This window comes from Ideonella sp., from assembly GCF_041914305.1.
GTDB lineage: Bacteria > Pseudomonadota > Gammaproteobacteria > Burkholderiales > Burkholderiaceae_C > Ideonella.
In genome coordinates, this window is record NZ_JAYSDQ010000017.1 from 23,005 (window position 1) to 42,766 (window position 19,762).

Below are 19,762 nucleotides of genomic sequence, written 5' to 3' on the forward strand. Positions count from 1 at the left end.
CCGTGCCGCGGGCCAGTCGCTACCTGGCGGCGGCCTGCAGCATCATGTCGAGCAGCCGGGGCAGGTCTGCGGTGCCGTCGAGCAGGTATTTGGCTTGCGAATTCGGGTAGTCCTGGCCGACCCGGATCGTGAACCAATCGTCTTCGGCACGCGCAAAGACGCTCTCGTCGTTGACATCGTCGCCGACGAATACGGCGCCCGGCTTGCCTCGCTCTTCGACCATCTCGGCCAGTGCCTTGCCCTTGTCGTGGGCCCAGGCCGGCACGATGTTGGCCACCATCTTGCCGCCGAAGACGGCCAGTTCCGGCGGCAGGCCAGCCAGGACCTGGGCGATCGCGTGCACGGCGGCCTGCCGATCCGAAGCGAGCCGGTAGTGCAGGGCGATGGAGGCGCTCTTGTCTTCCAGCAGCACGCCGTGCTGGTGCAGGTCCAGCCTGGCATCGTCCAATCGGCGCCTGGCCACATCGAGCGCCGCCCGGGCTTGCGCCAACGCCGCTTCGCTGCCGCCTTCGGCTCCATGGCTGCCGACGATTCGCCAAGGGGCGAACGGAAGCCGCTTGCGCACGTCGTCGACGGTCCGGCCGGTGATGATGGCCACCGGCCAACGTTCGGCGAGCCGCTGCAGGCGCCACATGACCGCGGTCGGTATGCGGGCGTCCTCCGGCACGGGCACGATCGGGGCCAGCGTGCCGTCGAAGTCGAAGGCCAGCAGCGGCTCGCCTTGCATCGTACGGACGAGCGCCGCCTCGGCGTCAGGCGTGAACAGACGTTTCATCTTCATCACTCGTGGCTGTGTGGCGTTGCACTCGCGCGGCGATCCGCCCGCGCAGCCGGAAGCGCCCCGCGTCAGCCAGCATTCGGCCAGCCCAGCGGAAGACGTTGTTTTCCTTGACCGTCATGCGCAGGCTGGCCATGCGCTCACGCTGCTCGGCCGCCGGCATCGTCGCGGCGCGGTACAAGGCGTCGGCGGTTTCCTCGACGTGGTACGGGTTGACGATCAATGCCTCTGGCAACTCTCGCGCCGCACCCGCAAACCGGCTCAACACCAGGACACCCCGCTCGTCATCGCGTGCGGCCACGAATTCCTTGCAGACCAGGTTCATGCCGTCATGCAGGCTGGTCACGACGCAGATGTCGGCGGCGCGGAACAACTCGTTCACCTCGTCATGCTCGTGGTGGTGGGCCAGCAGACGGACCGGCTCGTACTCCCCGCGGCCAAAGCGCTCGTTGATGCGGGCGGCCACCATGTGGATGCGCTGCTGGAAGCTGCGGTATTCCTCCAGTGCGCTGCGGGTCGGTGCCGCGACCTGAACGAAGACGAATCGCCCGATCCATTCGGGCCGCTTCTCGAGCAAGCGCTCGACGGCGTTCAAGCGCTCGAGGATGCCCTTGGTGTAGTCGAACCTGTCCACGCCCACCGCCAGGCAGGTCAAGGGGCTCAGGTGAAGCTTTTCGAAGACCCGTCGCCGGCATTCCGGCACCGGGGTGGCCATGGGTGACTCGGGCCACTCGATGGAGATGGGGTAGCTCTCGACCAGTGTCTCTTTGTCCTGGAAGGTGATGGTCGAGTGTTCGTGCTCGATGCGGGCCTCGAGGTACCGGTCGACCGTCTCGATGAAGTTCTTGCAGTGGAACCGCGTGTGAAAGCCGAGGATGGTGCTTCCGAGCATGCCTTGCAGGATCTCTCGCCGCCACGGGCAGATGCCGAACGACTCCGGGTTGGGCCAAGGGATGTGCCAGAACGTCAGGATCGTCGCGCGGGGGAGCTTCGCGCGGATCATCGCCGGCAGCAGCGCAAAGTGGTAGTCCTGCACCAGCACGACCGGGTCTTCGGTGCGCGCTTCGGCCACCACCGCATCGGCGAAGCGCTGGTTGATCGCCCGGTAGGCCTCCCAATCGGACTCGCGGAACACCGGGCGCACGTGGGCCACGTGGCACAGCGGCCACAGGCCTTCGTTGGCGAAGCCGTAGTAGTAGCCCTGTTCCTCTTCGGGCGTCAACCAGATCCGGCGCAGCGTGTAGTCGTTGGCACCCGGCGGCACGGCGACCCGGTCGCGGCTGTCGACGACATCGCGGTCGGCGCTGCCGCTGCCATGCGCGATCCACGTGCCCGAGCAGGCACGCATCACCGGCTCGACGGCGGTGACCAGGCCGCTGGCCGGCTGCTTGGCGATGACTTCGCCTTCGACGTTGCGCTCGTGGATGTAGGGCTCGCGGTTGGAGACCACGATCACCTGGTCGCCGCGCAACTGCGTGTGCAGCAGCGACCGCAGCCGCTCGGGGTTCCATTCGGACACGAGTTCCAGCCCGCGGCGGTATTCGTCCTCGAGATCGCGCAGCCGTGCCCTGACCTCGCTGGCAAACGGCTGCAGTTCGGGCGGCGGCAGCAGCGGCAGGAGCAAGCCCTCGCCACGCAAGATGCCCTGCATGCCCCGCACCCAGCCGCGCCAGCTCAGCTGCGCCACGATCACCGTGATCAGCGCAATGGTCAGGCCCAGGCCGACGATGAAGGCGATCAGGTAGCGGCGGGTGTCCTGGCTTCGTTTGTCGATGAAGCTCAGGTCGTGCAGCAGCACCAGCAGGTCGGCTTTCGGGTTGCCCTGTTCCAGCGAGTGGACGCCGACGTGCACGGCACCCGAAGCAAGATCGAGCCGCGGATTGGTGTACTCGGCAATCTCGCGGGCCCGAGCGCAGTCGAGCGACTTCGGGACGCCCGCCGTCTGGCGCAACATCATGTTGTCGGCACTGCACAGTGCAATGGCGATCAGGCGCTCGTCTCGCGCCGCGCGCTCGAACATCGACTGCAGGCGCCAGGACTTGCCGTCGTTCTGCGCGTCGATGATCGACTCGGCCAACGTGTTGGTCACCAGTTGGCCGCGGATGTTCAGATCCCGGGCGAACCAGCGCAGGGTGAGCTGGTCCATCAGCGGCACGGCGACCAGCGCAGCGCAGACCAGCGTGGCAATCAGCGGCACCAAGAATCGAAGTTGCAGGCGAAGGGTCTTCATGGTGGCGGCTCGCTTGGCATGCGGTATGGCACTCAGCTGCAGTGCAGGTGACAGTAGTGACGAAGGTCACTGCGCGAGAGGCAGGGAATCAGAATACTACATTCGTTCAAATGTATTACCCGACGGCAGAGCCGGTGGAGGCGGTCGAGCGGGGCCATGGTGAGACGGTTTCGAATGACCGCTCAGGGGGCCGGGGCCAGGCGGTACAGCAGCAGGTGGGCGCCGGTGCCGGTCAGCGAAGAGGCCGACTCGTGGAGGCGCAGCGGGTGCTCGACCGCGATGGCCGCATAGGCGAGCACGAAGATGGCGACGATGACTGTCAGCATGGGTGCGCGAGGTTGACGGACGACAGAAAGCCGCAAGGCGGCCCGACCATCGCGTGAACCTGCCACGCGCTGTTCCAGCGGTGGCACCCGAAGCGGCAGTGTACTGGACCGTCGCGCCGTCAGTGCGGTCGAGCGGCCGCGTCGCGGTGCTGCCGGATCGCCCGCTTGCTGACCCAGCCGATCGAGGTCCCTTGCGCGAGGATCGAGAACACGACCACGCAGTAGGTCAAGGCGAGCAGGCTGTCGCGCGCGGTGCCGGGCGGCAACGACAAGGCCAGCGCGACCGAGATGCCGCCGCGCAGGCCGCCCCAGGTCAAGACCGTCGCCGAGCCCTCGGGCAGGCGGAAGCGGCGCCCGGCGGCGACCACCGGCAGCCCCACCGACAGCCAGCGCGCCACCAAGGTGACGCCGATTGCCATGGCGCCGGCCCACAGCAACTGGAGCGGCAGGTCGATCAGCACGAACTCCATGCCGATCAGCACGAACAGCACCGCGTTGAGGATCTCGTCGATCAGTTCCCAGAACATGTCGACGTAGCGGCGCGTGGTGTCCGACATGGCCAGCGAACGGCCGCGGTTGCCGATGAACAGCCCGTTCACCACCATCGCCAGCGGGCCCGACACGTGCAGGTGGCTGGCCAGCGCGTAGCCCCCCATCACCGACGCAAGCGTCAGCAGGACCTCGACCTGGTAGTTGTCCACGCTCTTGAGCAGTGCATAGGTCACATAGCCCAGCACCAGGCCGAACAGCAGGCCGCCGCCCACTTCCGTCAACACCAGGTGCGAGATCGTGTGCGCGGTCGGGTCGCTGCCCAGCGACAGCCCCACCAGCAGCGAGAACAGCACCACGCCCACGCCGTCGTTGAACAGGGATTCGCCCGCGATCACCAGTTCCAGGTTCTTCGGTGCCCCGGCAGACTTCAGGATGCCCATCACCGCGATCGGATCCGTCGGTGAGATCAGCGCCCCGAACAGCAGGCAGTCGATCAGCGGCAGGTTCAGCCCCGCCAGCGGCAGCAGCCACCACAAGCCATAACCCACGAGCAGCGCCGAGGCCACGGTGCCCGCGATGGCCAGCCCGCCCACCTGCCAGCGGTACTCACGAAGTTCGCTCAGGTCGACATGCAGCGCGCCGGCGAACAGCAGCAGCGACAACATGCCCTGCATCAACACCTGCGAGAAGTCGATCGAACGCAGCAGGGATTCTTCGTAGTCCTTGAGCGCTTGCGCAATACCGAAGGCGTTCAGCACCACGATGCCCAGCGACAACGCGAGCGCAATGACCATCACGCCGATCGTCGTGGGCAGTCGCACGAAGCGATGGTTCAGGTAGGTGAGGACGGCGGTCAGCACCAAGAGGGTGGCGGCGATGTCGAACATGGCGGTCAGTCGAATCGAGAGGCGCGCATTGTCGGTGCGCCGGTGGGGCTGCAGGGCTGGGCCGGGCGATACTGCGCCCGATCGTGGCGTGAAGAGGGCGCGTCGTGGCTCCTGCATTGCTCATCTGGATCCAGTTTGGCTTGTGCGTGGCTGTCATCGGCGTGGCGGGCGCGCGTCTGTGCCGTTACGGTGACGTCATCGCGGCGCATACGGGGCTGTCTCGAAACTGGATCGGGTTGATCATGGTGGCCACGGTGACTTCGCTGCCGGAGCTCGTGACCGGCCTGAGCGCGGTCACCGTGGCCCAGGCGCCTGACCTGGCCGCCGGTGACGCCTTGGGCAGCTGCGTTTTCAACCTGGCCATCCTGGCGCTCGTGGATGTGTTCTACCGGCGCGAAGCGATATACGCCACGGCCGGCATCCACCACGCCATGTCCGCGGCGCTGGGAATGATGCTGCTGTCGACGGTCGGGTTGGCGATCTTGCTGACCCAGCAGGGCATGCTGCCCAGCGTCGGCCACCTCAGCGTGGCCAGCGTCGTGGTCGTCGCAATCTACCTGCTGGGGATGCGCGGGCTCTATCTCACCGAGCAGCGCCGCCCCGCGGCGGTTGCCGAGGCCCTTCCGTCGATGTCGCTCAAGAGCGCCTTGATGCGCTACAGCGTCGCGACGGCGGTGATCGTCGGCATGGGGACATGGCTGCCCTTGATCGGCGTCGAATTGGCCCGGACCATGGGTTGGTCGAAGTCGTTCGTCGGCACGCTGTTGATGGCTGTGGCTACCTCGGTGCCCGAAATGGCGACCACCTGGGGCGCCCTGCGCATCGGTGCCATCGACATGGCCTTCGGCGGCTTGCTGGGCAGCAACCTGTTCGACGTGCTGATCCTCGCGCTGGACGACTTCGCCTACCTTCGCGGGCCGATCTATGCCGACTTGTCGCCGCTGCATGGCGCGACGGCGCTCATTGCCTGCGCCATGAGCGCCGTGGTCATCGTGGCACTGGTGCAGCGGCCGATCTACCGGGTGTGGCGTACGGCCAGCTGGGCGAGCCTGGCGCTGCTGGCGCTCTACCTGTTCAACTCGGCCGTGCAGTATCTGCACTGAGAGGCTGAGCCAACAGGCGGACCGTCGGCTTACACCGCGGCGCGTGGCAGGGTGCCACCTATCATCGGGTGGTTCGGTGTCTGTGGATGGGTGTGGTTAGCTGCCTGCCGGTCCGTGGCCACCGCCGACCTTGTCAGATTTCCCCAGCGGTACCCATGGATCACAGCATCTCCCTCATCACCACGGTGGCAGCGGCCTTTGGCGGCGCGTTGCTGCTGGGCTTTCTGGCCGAGCTGGCCAAGATGCCGGCCCTGGTCGGCTACCTGGTGGCGGGCATCGTGATCGGGCCGGCCACGCCGGGCTTCGTGGCCGACACGCAGATCGCCTCGCAGCTGTCCGAAATCGGCGTGATGCTGCTGATGTTCGGCGTCGGGCTGCACTTCTCGCCCGCCGACCTGCTGGCGGTGCGGCGCGTGGCGGTGCCCGGTGCGGTGGTGCAGATGGGCGTGACGACCGCGCTCGGCTTCGCGCTCGGGCGCTGGTGGGGCTGGAGCGCCGGCGGCGCGTTGGTCTTCGGCCTGGCGCTGGCCTGCGCCAGCACGGTGGTGCTGCTGAAGTCGCTCGAGTCGCGCAACCTGCTGAGCACCTTGAACGGCCGCATCGCGGTGGGCTGGCTGGTGGTGCAGGACCTGGTCACCGTGCTGGTGCTGGTGCTGCTGCCGCCGCTGGCCGGCGCACTGGGCAGCAAGACAGCGGTGGCGGCCGGCACGCCATCGCTGTGGCTGGCCATCGGGCAGACCTTGCTGCAGGTGTCGGCCTTCATCGCGCTGATGCTCGTCGTTGGCCGCCGGTTGTTGCCGTGGCTGCTGTGGCAGGTGGCGCGCACCGGCTCGCGCGAGCTGTTCACGCTGGCGGTGATCGCCACCGCAATCGGCATCGCGTTTGGCGCGTCTGCGCTGTTCAGCGTGTCGTTCGCGCTCGGCGCCTTCTTTGCCGGCACGGTGATGCGCGAGTCGCAGTACAGCCACCGCGCGGCCGAAGAGTCGCTGCCCCTGCGCGACGCCTTCTCGGTGCTGTTCTTCGTCTCGGTGGGCATGGTGTTCGACCCGATGATCGTCGTCGAGCAGCCGGGCCGCCTGGCCTGCGTGATCGCGGTGGTCATCGGCGGCAATGCGCTGGTCTCGATGCTGCTGGTGCTGGCGCTGCGCTACCCGCTGAACACGGCGCTGTCGGTGGCCGCGGGCCTGGGGCAGGTGGGCGAGTTCTCGATCATCCTGGCCGGCCTGGGCCTGTCGCTCGGGCTGCTGCCGGCCCAGGGCATGAGCCTGATCCTGGCCGGGGTGCTGATCTCGATCGCGATGAACTCTTTCGTCTTCGCCGCGGTCGAGCCGGTACGCCGCTGGGTGCTGCGGCACTCGGCCCGCGCCCGCGCGCTGGAGCGGCGCGAAGACCCGTATGCCGAGCTGCCGATGAGCACCGAGCGCCGGTACCTCGAAGGCCAGGTGGTGCTGGTGGGCTATGGCCGCGTGGGCCGGCGCATCGCCAAGGCGCTGGACGAGCGCGGCATCCCCTACGTGGTGGCAGAAGAGAACCGCGAGCTGGTCGAAGCGCTGCGCAAGAACGGCATCGCGGCGGTGTCGGGCAACGCGGCCGACCCGGCGGTGCTGATCCAGGCCCACATTGCCGACGCGGCGATGCTGGTGGTCGCCACGCCCGACACGCTCAACGTCCGCCAGATGGCCGAGACCGCCCGCGCGCTCAACCCGACGATCGAGATCCTGCTGCGCACGCACAACGAGGAAGAGTCGGCGCTGCTGCGACAAGAGGGCATCGGCTCGGTGTTCTTCGGCGAAGAAGAGCTGGCCAAGGGCATGACGAGCCACGCGCTGGCGCGTTTCGCGCCGCCCGCGCAGGCCGGTTAGGGCGACGTTGAATGAGTCCCGGGAGGCTGCGCGCCCTGGTTTGATGGTCAGCGTTGCCTCAGGCTGGCGACGCGTCGTCGTCGATCGAGTGGGCCGTGCGGTCGTCCTGCCGCGTGCCCACCCGCTCGGCCAGCTGTTGATAGAAGGCCGCGAGGTCGCGTAGGTCCTGCTCGTCCAGGCCCTCGATGCCGATCATGCGGTTGCTGGCCCGCTGGTTGGCCGCCAGCAGCTCGTTGATCTTCAGGTGCAGCGCAACGCTGTCCTTGTTCTGGCTCTGCTGGATCAGGAACACCATCAGGAAGGTGACGATCGTCGTGCCGGTGTTGATGACCAGCTGCCAGTTCTCGGAGAAGTCGAACAGCCGGCCGACGCTGGCCCAGACGGCGATGCTCAGGAAGGCGATGGCAAACGCCACCGGCGAGCCGGCCCAGCGTGTCACCTGCGACGCGAAACGGTCGAAGGTGGCGACGATCGCCGAGTGGGGGCGCGGCGCCGAGCCCGGGGCGCACGCTGGCGTGCCGCTGGTGGCGGATGGTCCGGGGCCGGGGCCGGCCGGCCGCCCGACGGCCGGGGCCATCTGATTGACTGCGGGAGGTTGCATGACGGCGTTCAGGGCAAACGCAGTGCCCGGGCCGCCGCCGACGGCGCGTGGCTCAGTGGCCGGCGGGGCGCTCGGCTTCGCGCAGGCGGGCGGTGGCCGAGAGGCCCGGCTCGCCCACCGCATGCAGCGCGGGCGCGCTCGCCCCGGCCGGGCGCAGCGCCTCGGCCAGCGTGCGCAAGACGATGGGTTGCACCAGCAGCGCATCGAAGCCGCAGCTGATCGCCTCTTCGCGCTCGGCGTCGTCGCCACAGGTGGCCATCGCGATGATCTTCATCGGCCGGCCCAAGTGCTTCATGCGCAGCCGTTGGCAGACCTCGAAGCCACACATCATCGGCAGGTCGAGCGCGAGCAGCACGACATCGGGCTTCAACTCGTCGGTGCGCTGGATCGCCGAATAACCGTCGCTCGCCAGCCAGCAGAGATGGCCGAGGGCCTCGACGAGATCGGCCAGTGAATGGGCCCACTCGATGTTGTCGTTGACGATCAAGACACGCCGGCAATCCGGCCTGCAAGGCACACTCATGCACAACTCCCGACGACGCTGATGTAGGTGGCGACCCTCGCGTTGGGGCCTGCCGATGTGAGCCTCGAATTCTGGGCGCTTCGCATGGCGACCGCATCGGCAACCCCGCTGCCGGCGTGGGAAATCGGCTTGTGGTGGGGTCTGCCGCGAAAGCCCGCGGGAACGGTGTTTGCCCGGCGGCGCAGTTGTCCCCGTAGACGGGGGACAAGGCTGTGGACAAGCCAAGCGCAAGGTCGCCAAGCGCTTGATTTGCCGTGCTTGTCATCACGCTGCCACATAAGGTGGCACTGACGGTGGCACTGAAGGCGGCAGTTGTCAGTGCCTGTTCGGTTGCCCGTCGGCGCCTTCGCGTGGGCGAGCGCATGGAAACGTTTGCCGTGCGAGTCTGGGGCACCCCACACCGCCCACCGATGCGCACCTCATTGCCGCCCGCCCACCTGCTTGCCGAGGCCTGGCCTCGCCCGAGCCGTGCGTGACGCTGGCGGCGAGCCGGCCGGCCTGGGCGCGGCGGCCTGGCGCTGCGGGGGCCAGGCAGCGCAGTGGGACGCACTCGACGACTACTTGGACGATGGCTGGGCCGCGGCCGAGGCCCTGGCCGATGCGGCCGCGCGCCGCCGCGCGCTGATGGCGCACCTGCTGGACAGCCGGCAGCGCATCCTGTCGGCGATGGACGAGGGCGAGGTCGACGCGTCGAACGTGGCCGAGCGCGCGGGGCAGCTCGAGCTGGTGCGCCACGGCACCGACCGCTGGTTGTCGATGCTGCGCCGCTTTCGCTTTCGAGAGCGTGCGCGCGTGGCGCGGCCGGCCTTTCGCATCGAGGCCTGCGGCGTGTACCCGTTTCGCGATGCCGACCACGGCGAGGTTCGCCTCGTCGAGGTGGTCGGCGACTCGTCGGGTTATGCCGATGTCGAGCCGTTCACCTGCCCACGCGCCAGCCGCCGGGCCCGCGCCGCCGCGAGCCTGCGGTGGCTGGTGCCCAGGCGTGTCACCGAGGCTGACCTGCGCCGCCCGGGTGAGCAGGCGCTGATCGGCCAATGGGGCCTGTTCGCACGCCGGGCGATCCCGGCCGGCACCTGCCTGGGTGTCTACGGCGGCCAGTTGCTCGACGAGGTCGACCTCTTTGTGCTGCAGGACGACCGCTACCTGATGGCGGCGTCCGATGTGCTGGGCCAGGTGTCGATCAATGGCGAGAACATCATGTCGTTGATGAACACCTTGTTCGAGACCGATGCGAGCGGCGAGGTGACCGGCCATCCGCCCGACGGCTACAACGTCACCGCGGCCACTTATCGCGTGGTGCTGCGCCATGGCTGGCAGGCGCGCATCCGCGCCTTTCGCGCCAGCGAAGACATTGCCGCCGGCTGCGAATTGCGCTGGAACTACGGGCTGGGCGAAGGTGTGCCGTGAGGGCGTTGCCTGAGGCTTTCGCTTTCGAATAACACGCAAGCGAAGCAAGGCAGATACGGCACTGTCCTTTATCGATACTGTCTTGCAAATGCCTGACAGTGGGGTGGTGTGCAGCCCCTCAACTTTTGTCATGGCCGATGCCTAGACTCTCACCCCGCAAGGCAAGCACAGGGATAAGCTTGCGCGACCGAGATGCGACGTGCGTTGGCGCCGTCTGCATATCTCGGCACAAGAAATTTCCAACGCCACGATGCGCAGGAAAACAGGATCTCGTCGAGGAGGGCTGACGGGCTTTCGAGGTCCGCTGAGTTGGGGCGAATGAAGTGTCTGGGCGAATTGGCTTTGGTGCCTATGAGCTGGATCTGGTCGACCGCGTGCTGCGCAATGGCACGCAGCCGGTTCGGCTGAGCGCTCGCCAGGTCGATCTGCTGGCGATGCTGGTCCAGCGTGAAGGTGAAGTGGTCAGCAAGGACGAATTGCTGACGGGCGTCTGGCCGGGTCAGAACGTCGAAGAGAACAACGTGGCGGTGCATGTCTCGGGGCTGCGCCGGCTGTTGGGCCGCGATGCGATCGACACCGTCGCCGGCCGTGGCTACCGCTTCGCGTTGCCGGTGCAGGTCGAGCCTGCGCCGGCCTGCGCGCCGCCGGCGGCGGTGGCAGCACCCACGGGCTTTCGGCCGCGCGACCTGCCGCGTGTGCCGCAGCCGATGCACGGCCGGGCCGACGATCTGCAGGCCTTGCTGGCGCGCGTGGCCGAGCACCGCCTGGTGACGGTGACCGGCTCGCCCGGGCTCGGCAAATCGACACTCGCGCTGGCCTGCGCGCACGACGCGCGGCAGCGGCTGCGCGACGGCGCCGTGTGGGTCGGCCTGGGCCGTGACGAGGGGCCGACGAACGTGCTGGCCGCGGTGGCGGCAGCGCTGGGGCTCGACACGGCGGCCGAGCCATCGACCGTGCTCGACCTGCTGCGCGAGCGCGAGGCCCTGCTGGTGATCGACAACGCCGAGGTCGATGCGGGCGAGGTCGCGGCTTTCGCCCACGCGGTGCTCGAAAGCACCGAGCGTGTCGCGCTGCTGGTCACGAGCCGCAAGGTGCTGCGGGTGTCGGGCGAGCGGGTGTTTCGCCCGCCGCCGCTGTCGGTGCCCGCGCCGGGGGCCGATTGGCGCGAGGCCCTGGCGCACGGCGCCGTGGCCCTGTTCGTGGACCAGGCCCGCGCGCAGGACCAGCACTTCGAGCTCGGCCCGCACAACGCCGGGCCGGTGATCGACATCTGCCGCCGGCTCGACGGCCTGCCGCATGCCATTCAACTGGCGGCCGGGCGCTTGCCGATGTTCGGTGTCGACCATCTGTGCGAATGCCTCGGTGACCGGTTTCGCCTGCTCACGCGCGGCATGAGCGCCGGCCTGCCGCGGCACCGCTCGCTGCGCGCGTCGATGGACCTCAGCCACGCCCTGCTCAACGACACCGAGAGGCGCGTTTTTCGGCGGCTCGCGTCGTTCGAGGCCGGTTTCACGCTCGAGCAGGCCATCGGCATGCTGGCCGATGATCAGCTGGAAGCCTGGGGCATTGCCGACGCGCTCGAAGGCCTGGTCGACCAGTCGCTGGTGCTGGTCGACCCGGGCGAGCCGCCGCGCTACCACCTGCTCGAAAGCACGCGCGCCTATGCACAGCGCCTGCAAGAAGAATCCGGTGAGCTCGACACCGGCCACGATCGGCATGCCGAGGCGGTGCGGTCGCTGTTCGAGCTGGCCTCGCGGGTGCTGAAGGTCCAGCCCGACGCGCGTTGCCTGGAGCAATTCGCGCCCGAGATCAGCGACCTGCGCGAAGCGCTCGACCGCTATCTCGTCGACGCACCGGCCGCCGGCGTGCAGGTGCAGGGCTTCTCGCGCGATCTGTTCGAGCTGCTGTCGTTGACCCTGGGCGCGCAGGGGCCGCCGGGTGCGTTGGCGTCGGGTGTGCCGGCCAACCTGGCGTTCGCGGCCGCAGCGAAGCGCTGAGCACGCAGGCGAAGCGCGCGCGGCCGGCCACGCGCCGGGTCACGCACTCGTCACAGCCTCGCCCGACAGTGGGTCGACCACGAGGTGACCCATGCCCCCAACGACCCCCATCGCCCCCGGTGCGCTCGCCGCGCGCGGCCCGGCCAGCCTGGCAACGCCCGAGGCGGGCACGCCGCTGCCCACCAGCCCGTCCATCAGCCCGCCCATGGCTCGGCGCCTGGACAGCACGCTGCCGCTGAATCCGCGGCGAATGAGCCTGGACGCCGGCACGCCGCGCGCGGCGGCCGACACGGTGGCGCCGCCGCGGCGGCAGTCGTTGCCGTCGCTGCCGGTTCGCGCCGGCAGCCCCGGGCCCGTTCCATCGGCGGGTCAGCCCGAAGCCATCGAGCCGCAGACGCCACCGTCGCCGGGCTCGCCCACCGCCACCTCGTATGCCGCGCACGACATCGAGGCGATGCAGCTTGCACACGCGCCGCGGCAGGCTTCGGCGGCGGCGTTCTTCGCGATGCAGAACGCTCGCCACTTCGGGCCGGTGGCGGTGGTGCGCACGGTGGTGCAGGGCAGCGTGGCGCCTGAGCTGGCGCGCGCCGTGGTGACGCACCCGCAGGTGGCCGCCGGCGTGCAGGCCGGCGTGCTGGCGTGGTCGCTGGCGCGGCGTGTGTTGTCGCAGCTTCACAGCGAGTCGGCGCCGCAGGTGGCCAACCGTGCCTTCGCGGGGCACGGCCTCGACACCGCCAACAACCTGCCGCGCCGCGGCTGGCAGGCAGTGCAAAGCCTGGGCATTGCCGGCGGTGACGTGGCCGCGTTGAGCCTGACCGTGCTGTCGATGGCGCGGCCCGAGCTCAAGCCCGTGGCGCAAGCCGCGGCGGCGATCCAGCTGCGGGCGCACCTGGTGTCGCAACTGCGCGAGTTCTTTCGCCCCACCGTCAACACGGTGCACGTGGGCAACAGCGACCCCGCGGTGCCGCAGCCGCTCGAAGGCCGCAACCTGCGCGGCCAGGACATCACGCCGACGATGCGGCTGGGCTTCGGCGCCGCCGCCGGCGCGGTCGAGTTCGGCGCGCAGATGCTGCAGCAGACGGTGCTGGGCGGCCAGGCCGCGTGGAACGCCGACCGCGGCCTGGCGGTGGCCGCGGGCCTGATCGCCGGTGTGGCCAACATGCTGACCTCGTCGGTCGAGGACCACCTGGTCGACAACGCATCGGCGCGCCGCATGCAGCAGGCGGACCCGTCGCACGTGACGCACATCCACCTTGAATCGCGCAACCCGCTGGCACCGAACGAGCTGGGCCGCCAGGCCGAGCGCGTCGACGCGCGGGTGTTCAACATGATGCTGCCGTCGCTGCTGGCGATGGGCGTGATGCAGGCTCTGGCGCCGAAGATGCGCGAGGCCGGCACGCCGCCGGGCGGCCAGTACGCCGTGCAGGCCACCGTCAATGCGCTGTGCGCCGGGGTGCTGCTGGGCAGCCTGCTGGCCCTGACGGTGAAGAGCTACCAGCTCAACGACGGCGTGCGCAGCCACCGCGCACGCCAGCCCTGAAAGTGGAGCAGCCGATGTCTTCGTCTTGCATTCCGGATCGGGCGCAACCGTGGCTGCGCGCCGTGGCCGCCGAGCTGGGCCTGAACGCGCCCGAGCAGCAGCGCTGCATCGACCAGGCCAGCCTGCTGATCGGCGAGGTGCCGGTCACATGGATGCGCACCTTGACCGGTGGCGACACGCAGCTGGCCGCGCTGGCGATCGTGGGCCCGATCGGTGCGCCGGGCGAGGCCGCGCCGACGCTCGAAGCGGTGCTGCAGACGCAGCTGCTGCTGTGCGGCCCGGCGATGCCGGTGTTCGGCCTCGATCTCGACAGCCGCTCGCTGGTGCTGCAGCATGTGTTCGAGGTCGAGCGCGACAGCGCGGCTCAGGCCGTGACGATGCTGCGCGCGATGCAGCGCATGGCGACCGACAGCCGGGCCTTGCTGCCGCCGGCGCCCTGAGCGCGCGGGGGCGACTCAGATGTGCAGGCGGTAGCCCACGCCGTAGACCGTCTGGATCTTCGGCACGTTCTTGCGGCCGGGGCCGTCTTTGCCGAGCTTGCGCCGCAGCTTGTAGACATGCTGCTCGATCGTGCGTTTGCCGATGTCGCTGGAGCGGCCCCAGATCTCGGTTGATAGCGTCTTCATGCTGACGACGCGGCCGAGGTTTTCGAACAAGGCCCAGGCGAGCGCGAATTCGCGCGAGGTCAGGCTCACCTCACCATCGTGCAGCGACATGCTTTGCGTGGGCGCGTGCAGCACATAGGGGCCGGCGCGCAGCGAGGTGGGGTTGGGCCGCGACTGGCGCGAGGCGATGCGACCGCGGATTCGGTGCACCAGCGAGTCGCCGCCTTCGCGGATCGCCGCATAGTCGTCGGCGCCCATCTGCAGCGCGCGCGAGATGCTGACCGAGTCACCGAGGCCCACGACGATCACGGGCAACGGGTGCGTGCCGTGCATGCGCAGCGCGGCCAGGCAGTCGGGCACGTGCTCGTGGTCGTCTTGCAGCAGCACGGCGCCGGGCTCTTGCTGCCGCATCGACGACAGCAGCGCCGACAGGTGGTGGTAAGACGAGATCTCGAGGCCGGCTTCGCGCAGGGCCGAGGCGGCAAAGATCTCGAGCGGGCGTGATTGGCAGAGCAGAGCGATGTTCACGGTTCTGGCCTTAGGAAAGCGGTTTCTTCAGGTCAGACTATCCTGAACGTGCTCTTTCAAGTCCTTTACGTTTCATTTATTTTCCTTTATGGGAATGGCGTTGCAGACCTCGGCGGCTGGCGTGGTCCGTGGGTCGGCGCGTGGCGATCGGGCGATGCCAGCAGTGGGGTGTCAGGGGTCTCGGCGGCTTCGGCTCATCGCGATGATCTGCTGCACATAGGCCTCGGTTTCGGGGTAGGGCGGCACGCGGTTGCCATGTTTGCGCACCGCGCCTTCGCCGGCGTTGTAGGCCGCGAGCATCAGGTCCACGCGGCCGCCGTACAGCTCGTGCAGGCTCTGCAGGTGGCGCACGCCGACATCCACATTCGTGCTCGGGTCGAGCAGCTCGCGCTCGGTGGTGACGCCGTAGCGCGCCGCGGTGTCGGGCATCAGCTGCATCAGGCCGAGCGCGCCCTTGGGCGAGCGCGCATCGGGCCGGTAGCGAGACTCGACGAAGATCAGCGCCGAGACCAGCGCGGCGTCGAGCCGGTAGCGCGAGCTGGCGGCCTGCACCAGCGCGGCCAGCGCGCTGGGCATCGAGGCGGGCGGTGCCGCGGCGCTCGAGCCACGCGCATTGACCACCGTCGTCACCAGCGCGGCCAGCCGCTCGGACAAGCCCGCGCGCCCGCGCGCATCGCCTGCCGGCGCAGGCGTTGGCGCGATCGGCACCTGCACCGGCTCGCAGGCCGTGACCATGCCGGGGTGGCGCAGCGCCAGGTCCTCGATCAGCAGGTGCACGCTGCCGTCGATCAGCGTGCACTTGAAGCGCAGCGCGCTGTCGGCCAACGCGATGGTGGGCCATGCCGCCGCCAGGCCGATGCCGACCAACCAGCGGGCAGATGCAGCCGCGATGCGACCTCGCATGCGATGGGCTCCAGGGTGATTCGAAGCGGGCGACTCTAGGCAGCCGTGGCCGCGGTTGCCGCCGCGATTGCGAAGGCCGCAACGGCGATCCGAACGGCGCGCCCGTTTCGCCTGCGTGTGGATCGCGTGTGGATCGGCACTTCGCATGCGCGCCGATGGCTTCGGCCCACGCCGGGGCCGCCGTGGCCGCGCTCCGTAAGGTCCGCACTCAGCCCAACCAACCACGGGAACGCACGATGACCACCCCGATCGCTTCGTCCACGTCGCCTGTTGCTCCGACCGCCGCAGCCGACAACTCCGCCGTCGAGCAGAAGTTCGAGATGCTCCTGGGCCAGAACATGATGATGCGCATGCAGGCGAGCCAGCAGGCGATGAGCAAGTCGATGACCAAGATGACCGACGCGATCAAGCAATCGGTCAAGGACGAGGAGTAAGCGTCGCCGAGGTCGTTGCCGTGTCTTTCGCTTCGTCATCCCGCCTGATCGGCGCCTGGGTTTTGGCCGCCGGCTGCGGCATCGCGGCGCATGCCGCCGAGCCGTCCAACGATGCGGCGTTGCCGCGCCCGGCCACCGTGGTCGCCAAGCCCGCGGCGAAGGCCGGCGCCCTGTGGCGCGTGTCGCGCTTCGTCTACCGCGCCGAAGGCAAGCGCGTGACCGAGGTGCTGCTCGATTTCGCGTCGAGCCAGGGCCTGCCCGCGGTGATTGCCGATGGCATCGAAGGCAGCGTGCAGGCGAACTTCGACACCACGCCCGAGAAGTTTCTCGACGCGATGACGCGCACCTACGGCGTCATCTGGTACCACGACGGCACGGCGCTGTACTTCTACCCCGCCGGCAGTGTGCAGAGCCGGCTGTTCCGCCTGAAGGGCTTCCGGCGCGAGCAGGTCACCGACTTGCTGAACTCGCTGCAGATTGGCGACCGCCGCTACCCGCTGCGCTTCAACGCGGCCGAGAGCACCTTGCTGGTCTACGGACCGCCGCGCCATGTCGAGCTGGTGGGCGCGGCGATCGAGTCGCTCGATGTCGGCGCGATGGAGCGCAACCGCAAGACGGTGCGCGTGGTGCCGCTGCGCTTTGCCTCGGCCGGCGACCGCAGCCTGGGCCAGGCCCGCATCCGCGGCCTCGCGTCGATCATGACCTCGCTCTATGCGGCCGGTGCGAACGCCAGCAACACCGAGCTCGACGCCCCGGCACTGACGGACGTTCAGCCCGAGAAACTGCGCGCGTTGCAGGGCGTGATCGGCGCCGACAACCGGCTGGCCGACGTGCTGAACCGCAAGCCGCAAGAGTCGGCCGGGGCCAAGCCGGCGCCCAAGGCACCGGGCGGCGGCCGCGGGCTGCAGAGCCCGATCGACGAGGACGCGGCGCCGGTGTTCATCGCCGACGAAGGCACCAACTCGATCGTGATCCTTGGCCGGCCCCAGCGCATGGCCGAATATGTCGAACTGATCCACCGGCTCGATGTGCAGCCGGTGCTGGTCGAGCTCGAAGCCACGATCATCGATGTCAGCAGCGACAGCATCGACTCGCTGGGCATCGACTGGAGCGTCAAGGGCTCGCGCGGCAGCGTCTCGGTGACGCAGCCGACGGGCAAGCCGACCAGCACCTTCAACATCAGCACGCTGTGGGCCGATGCGGGGCGCGAGCTGATGGCGCGTGTGGACGCGCTCGGCGCGCAGGGCAAGGCCAAGGTGATCGCCAAGCCCAAGGTGCTGGGCGTGGCCAACCGGCCGGCGGTGATGCGCGAGAAGCGTGTGGCCACCATCCGCGTGGCGGGCAACCTGGAGGCCAACCTGTTCCAGGTCGAGGCCGGCACGCTGCTGCAGGTCACCCCGCAGATCACCTCGGTGCCCGAGGCCGGCGGCGGCGTGGCCGAGCGCATCAAGCTCTCGCTCTACATCGAAGACGGCAACTTCGAGCAGACCAGCGTCGACAACATCCCGGTCGTCAAGCGCACCGAGATCATGACCGAGGCCCACGTGGGCGAGGGCGAGAGCCTGCTGATCGGCGGCATCACCACGACCACCCAGTCGTCGCAGCTGGACGAGGTGCAGGGCCTGGGCCGAATCCCGTTGCTGGGCGCGCTGTTTCGCCACCGCAACGACACGGCAGGGCAGACCGAGCGCCTGTTCCTGATCTCGCCGCGCCTGGTGCGTGAGCAGGTGGCCGCGCCCGCGGTGCCGGCGTCTGCGGTGCCGGCCTCCGCAGTGCCGCTCGCGCCGCGCGAGGCACCGCCGGACGTGCCGGCCTCTTCACCGGCGCCGTGATTCGCACGCCATGAAACAGCTTCGCATCCTCACCGGTGTGCACGCAGGGGCGCAGTTAGTGTTGAAGCGTTCCGAGTACCGCATCGCGGGCGACGAGCAGGCCGACATCCAACTCACCGACTGGGACGACACACCGCTGACGCTGGCGGTCGAGGACAAAGGGACCCACGTGCAACTGGCGCTTCACCACCGAGACGAAGGGGCACCCCACCGGCACTTGGGCGTGCTGGAAGACTTCGTGCCCCGGCGCTTCGGCGATGTGGTGATCTGCGCCGGCCCGGCCGATGGCGCCTGGCCGAGCGACGTGGACCTGATGGCCGCCTGGATGCGCGGCTCGGCCCGCGGCCGCGGCGCGCTGCGGCCGACCGCGCGGCTCACCTGGGGCGCGCTCGGCGCCGCGGTGATGCTGGTCGGCGGCCTGGCGGCCGTGGTCTCGGGCCAGACGGCCACCTCGGCCACGATGGCCCCGCCCAGCCCGATGGAGCGTGTGCAGCAGGCATTGCGCAGCGCCGGCGTGGCCGAGCTGCAGGCGCGCCAGGTCGACCGCCGCGTCGTCGTCGAGGGGTTGCTGCCGGACAGCACCCAGGTTGCCCGCGTGCGCGCAGCGCTGCAGCCCTTTGGTGAAGACGTGCTGCTGCACCGCTATGCCGCGGCCAGCGACGTGGCGCGCCAGATATCGGATGCGTTGAACAACCCCGGCGTGGCCGTGACCTACAGCGGCCAGGGCGTGTTCAAGGTGCAGGGCCAGACCGTCGACACGATCCGCCTGCGCGAAGACGTGGCACGCATCGCGGCCGACGTGGGGCCCTTGGTTGCGCGCATCGATGTCGATGTGGCCGAGGCCTTGCCCGCCGGCCATGCCCGCGTCGGCGCCATGTGGCATGGCGACGATCTCCAGTACGTGCAGACGGCCGACGGCACGAAGCACCTTTCGCTGCAGACCCCTGCTGAAGACGGCGCGCTGCCGTCCGGTGGTGGCCTGTCTCCATCTCACCCGACCTCCGACGGAGAACCTGATGACCAACCCCCTCGAGCAGACGGTGTTCGCTGACCTCGCCCACATCGAGAAGACGCTGACCGACGACCTGAGCGGCGAGCGCACGCGCGCGATGCTCGGCTACTTCGACGACGCGGCCCAGTCGAGCGAAAAGCACCTGCAGACGCCGTTGCCCGACGCCGAGCGCCAGCTGACCTCGCAGCTGGTCGAGGGGTTCCGGGCCTCGCAGCGCATCGTGCGCCACGTCTGGGAATCGATCCACTCGGCCTCGCTGCCGGCCTGACCACTCGCAAGGGGAAGCGCTCATGATGGACGCACAAGACGCCACGCCGTCCTACCCGCTGGTCTACCGCAACCTGATGGCCGTGGGCCTGCTGGGGGCCGTCTACCGGGTGCGTGAAGAGGCCGACACGGTCAGCTCGGCGGTCGAGCTCACGCTCGACGACCCGACGCCGTTTCGCGTCTGCCGCGCGATCGCGCAGGGCATCGGCGGTGATGCGCAGTACGCGGCCGACATGCTGGGCCGGCACCTGGAGGCCCACCCGGACGACGAAGGCACGAAGGTCGCGTTGGCAACCGCCTTCGCGCTGGCGCGCGACGAGCGCTGGAAGCCGATCCTCGACGAAGTGCTCGCCACCAGCTCGGACCAGCGCGTGCGAGAGGCCGCGAACGGCGTGAAGGACTACGCGGCGACGCTGCAGCAGTAGCGACCGTCAC

General features: G+C 69.2%; 19 protein-coding genes. 11 read left to right on the top strand and 8 right to left on the bottom strand.

Features of this window, described 5'->3' with window-relative positions:
* Positions 1-19: 19 nt before the first annotated feature.
* From otsB to ACE3SG_RS20965, 4 genes are all read right to left on the bottom strand, one after another.
* Positions 20-781 carry a trehalose-phosphatase gene (gene otsB / locus ACE3SG_RS20950; protein WP_374568152.1) on the bottom strand — a complete coding sequence of 254 codons (762 nt, stop codon included), beginning with the start codon at positions 779-781 and terminating at the stop codon, positions 20-22.
* Positions 753-3,008, bottom strand: coding sequence for a trehalose-6-phosphate synthase (locus ACE3SG_RS20955; RefSeq protein ID WP_374568153.1), 2,256 nt, complete (start codon positions 3,006-3,008; stop codon positions 753-755). Before ACE3SG_RS20955 ends, otsB begins: the two co-directional genes overlap by 29 nt.
* 182 nt (positions 3,009-3,190) lie before the next feature.
* On the bottom strand, positions 3,191-3,334 hold the full coding sequence (locus tag ACE3SG_RS20960) for a hypothetical protein (protein ID WP_374568155.1): 144 nt from the start codon (positions 3,332-3,334) through the stop codon (positions 3,191-3,193).
* 119 nt (positions 3,335-3,453) lie between these two features.
* On the bottom strand, positions 3,454-4,713 hold the full coding sequence (locus ACE3SG_RS20965; RefSeq protein ID WP_374568156.1) for a cation:proton antiporter: 1,260 nt from the start codon (positions 4,711-4,713) through the stop codon (positions 3,454-3,456).
* Positions 4,714-4,829: 116 nt separating this feature from the next.
* Here ACE3SG_RS20965 and ACE3SG_RS20970 point away from each other — a divergent pair, with 116 nt between their 5' ends.
* Together ACE3SG_RS20970 and ACE3SG_RS20975 are read left to right on the top strand one after the other, a co-directional pair.
* A complete protein-coding gene (locus ACE3SG_RS20970) occupies positions 4,830-5,816 on the top strand; it encodes a sodium:calcium antiporter (RefSeq protein WP_374568157.1) in 987 nt (328 codons plus the stop codon).
* Between the two features lie 155 nt (positions 5,817-5,971).
* Positions 5,972-7,678, top strand: coding sequence for a cation:proton antiporter (locus ACE3SG_RS20975; RefSeq protein ID WP_374568158.1), 1,707 nt, complete (start codon positions 5,972-5,974; stop codon positions 7,676-7,678).
* Positions 7,679-7,736: 58 nt separating this feature from the next.
* On the opposite strand, the gene ACE3SG_RS20980 is transcribed toward ACE3SG_RS20975, so the two are convergent.
* Both ACE3SG_RS20980 and ACE3SG_RS20985 read right to left on the bottom strand, forming a co-directional pair.
* The gene (locus tag ACE3SG_RS20980) at positions 7,737-8,279 is read right to left on the bottom strand and encodes a low affinity iron permease family protein (RefSeq protein ID WP_374568159.1); all 543 of its coding nucleotides are present in this window, start codon (positions 8,277-8,279) and stop codon (positions 7,737-7,739) included.
* Positions 8,280-8,331: 52 nt separating this feature from the next.
* Positions 8,332-8,766: a response regulator gene (locus ACE3SG_RS20985; RefSeq protein WP_374568160.1), complete on the bottom strand. Its 435-nt coding sequence runs from the start codon at positions 8,764-8,766 to the stop codon at positions 8,332-8,334.
* 504 nt (positions 8,767-9,270) lie between these two features.
* Here ACE3SG_RS20985 and ACE3SG_RS20990 point away from each other — a divergent pair.
* The 4 genes from ACE3SG_RS20990 to ACE3SG_RS21005 all read left to right on the top strand — a co-directional run bounded on the left by ACE3SG_RS20990 (position 9,271) and on the right by ACE3SG_RS21005 (position 14,186).
* Positions 9,271-10,209, top strand: coding sequence for a hypothetical protein (locus ACE3SG_RS20990; protein WP_374568161.1), 939 nt, complete (start codon positions 9,271-9,273; stop codon positions 10,207-10,209).
* A 323-nt stretch (positions 10,210-10,532) separates the two neighbouring features.
* Entirely contained in the window at positions 10,533-12,206 is a 1,674-nt protein-coding gene (locus ACE3SG_RS20995; RefSeq protein ID WP_374568163.1) for a winged helix-turn-helix domain-containing protein, read from the top strand.
* A gap of 91 nt (positions 12,207-12,297) precedes the next feature.
* Positions 12,298-13,746 (top strand): hypothetical protein, encoded by a 1,449-nt coding sequence (locus tag ACE3SG_RS21000; RefSeq protein ID WP_374568164.1) that lies wholly within the window; start codon positions 12,298-12,300, stop codon positions 13,744-13,746.
* A gap of 14 nt (positions 13,747-13,760) precedes the next feature.
* Positions 13,761-14,186, top strand: a complete 426-nt coding sequence (locus tag ACE3SG_RS21005) for a hypothetical protein (protein ID WP_374568165.1) — start codon at positions 13,761-13,763, stop codon at positions 14,184-14,186.
* Between the two features lie 15 nt (positions 14,187-14,201).
* Here ACE3SG_RS21005 and ACE3SG_RS21010 read toward each other — a convergent pair whose 3' ends face one another.
* Both ACE3SG_RS21010 and ACE3SG_RS21015 read right to left on the bottom strand, forming a co-directional pair.
* Positions 14,202-14,879, bottom strand: a complete 678-nt coding sequence (locus ACE3SG_RS21010) for a winged-helix domain-containing protein (RefSeq protein WP_374568166.1) — start codon at positions 14,877-14,879, stop codon at positions 14,202-14,204.
* A gap of 171 nt (positions 14,880-15,050) precedes the next feature.
* Entirely contained in the window at positions 15,051-15,782 is a 732-nt protein-coding gene (locus ACE3SG_RS21015; RefSeq protein ID WP_374568167.1) for a lytic transglycosylase domain-containing protein, read from the bottom strand.
* Between the two features lie 236 nt (positions 15,783-16,018).
* On the opposite strand from ACE3SG_RS21015, the gene ACE3SG_RS21020 reads away from it, so the two are divergent.
* From ACE3SG_RS21020 to ACE3SG_RS21040, 5 genes are read left to right on the top strand one after another with little or no spacing between them, the layout of a single operon-like run.
* Positions 16,019-16,216: a hypothetical protein gene (locus ACE3SG_RS21020; protein WP_374568168.1), complete on the top strand. Its 198-nt coding sequence runs from the start codon at positions 16,019-16,021 to the stop codon at positions 16,214-16,216.
* Positions 16,217-16,236: 20 nt separating this feature from the next.
* Entirely contained in the window at positions 16,237-18,048 is a 1,812-nt protein-coding gene (gene sctC / locus ACE3SG_RS21025) for a type III secretion system outer membrane ring subunit SctC (RefSeq protein WP_374568169.1), read from the top strand.
* 10 nt (positions 18,049-18,058) lie between these two features.
* A complete protein-coding gene (locus tag ACE3SG_RS21030; RefSeq protein ID WP_374568170.1) occupies positions 18,059-19,099 on the top strand; it encodes a hypothetical protein in 1,041 nt (346 codons plus the stop codon).
* Complete coding sequence (locus tag ACE3SG_RS21035) at positions 19,065-19,328, top strand: hypothetical protein (RefSeq protein ID WP_374568172.1); 264 nt, start codon at positions 19,065-19,067, stop codon at positions 19,326-19,328. The genes ACE3SG_RS21030 and ACE3SG_RS21035 overlap by 35 nt, the downstream gene beginning before the upstream one ends.
* Before the next feature lie 22 nt (positions 19,329-19,350).
* Entirely contained in the window at positions 19,351-19,752 is a 402-nt protein-coding gene (locus ACE3SG_RS21040; protein WP_374568173.1) for a hypothetical protein, read from the top strand.
* Positions 19,753-19,762 lie beyond the last annotated feature (10 nt).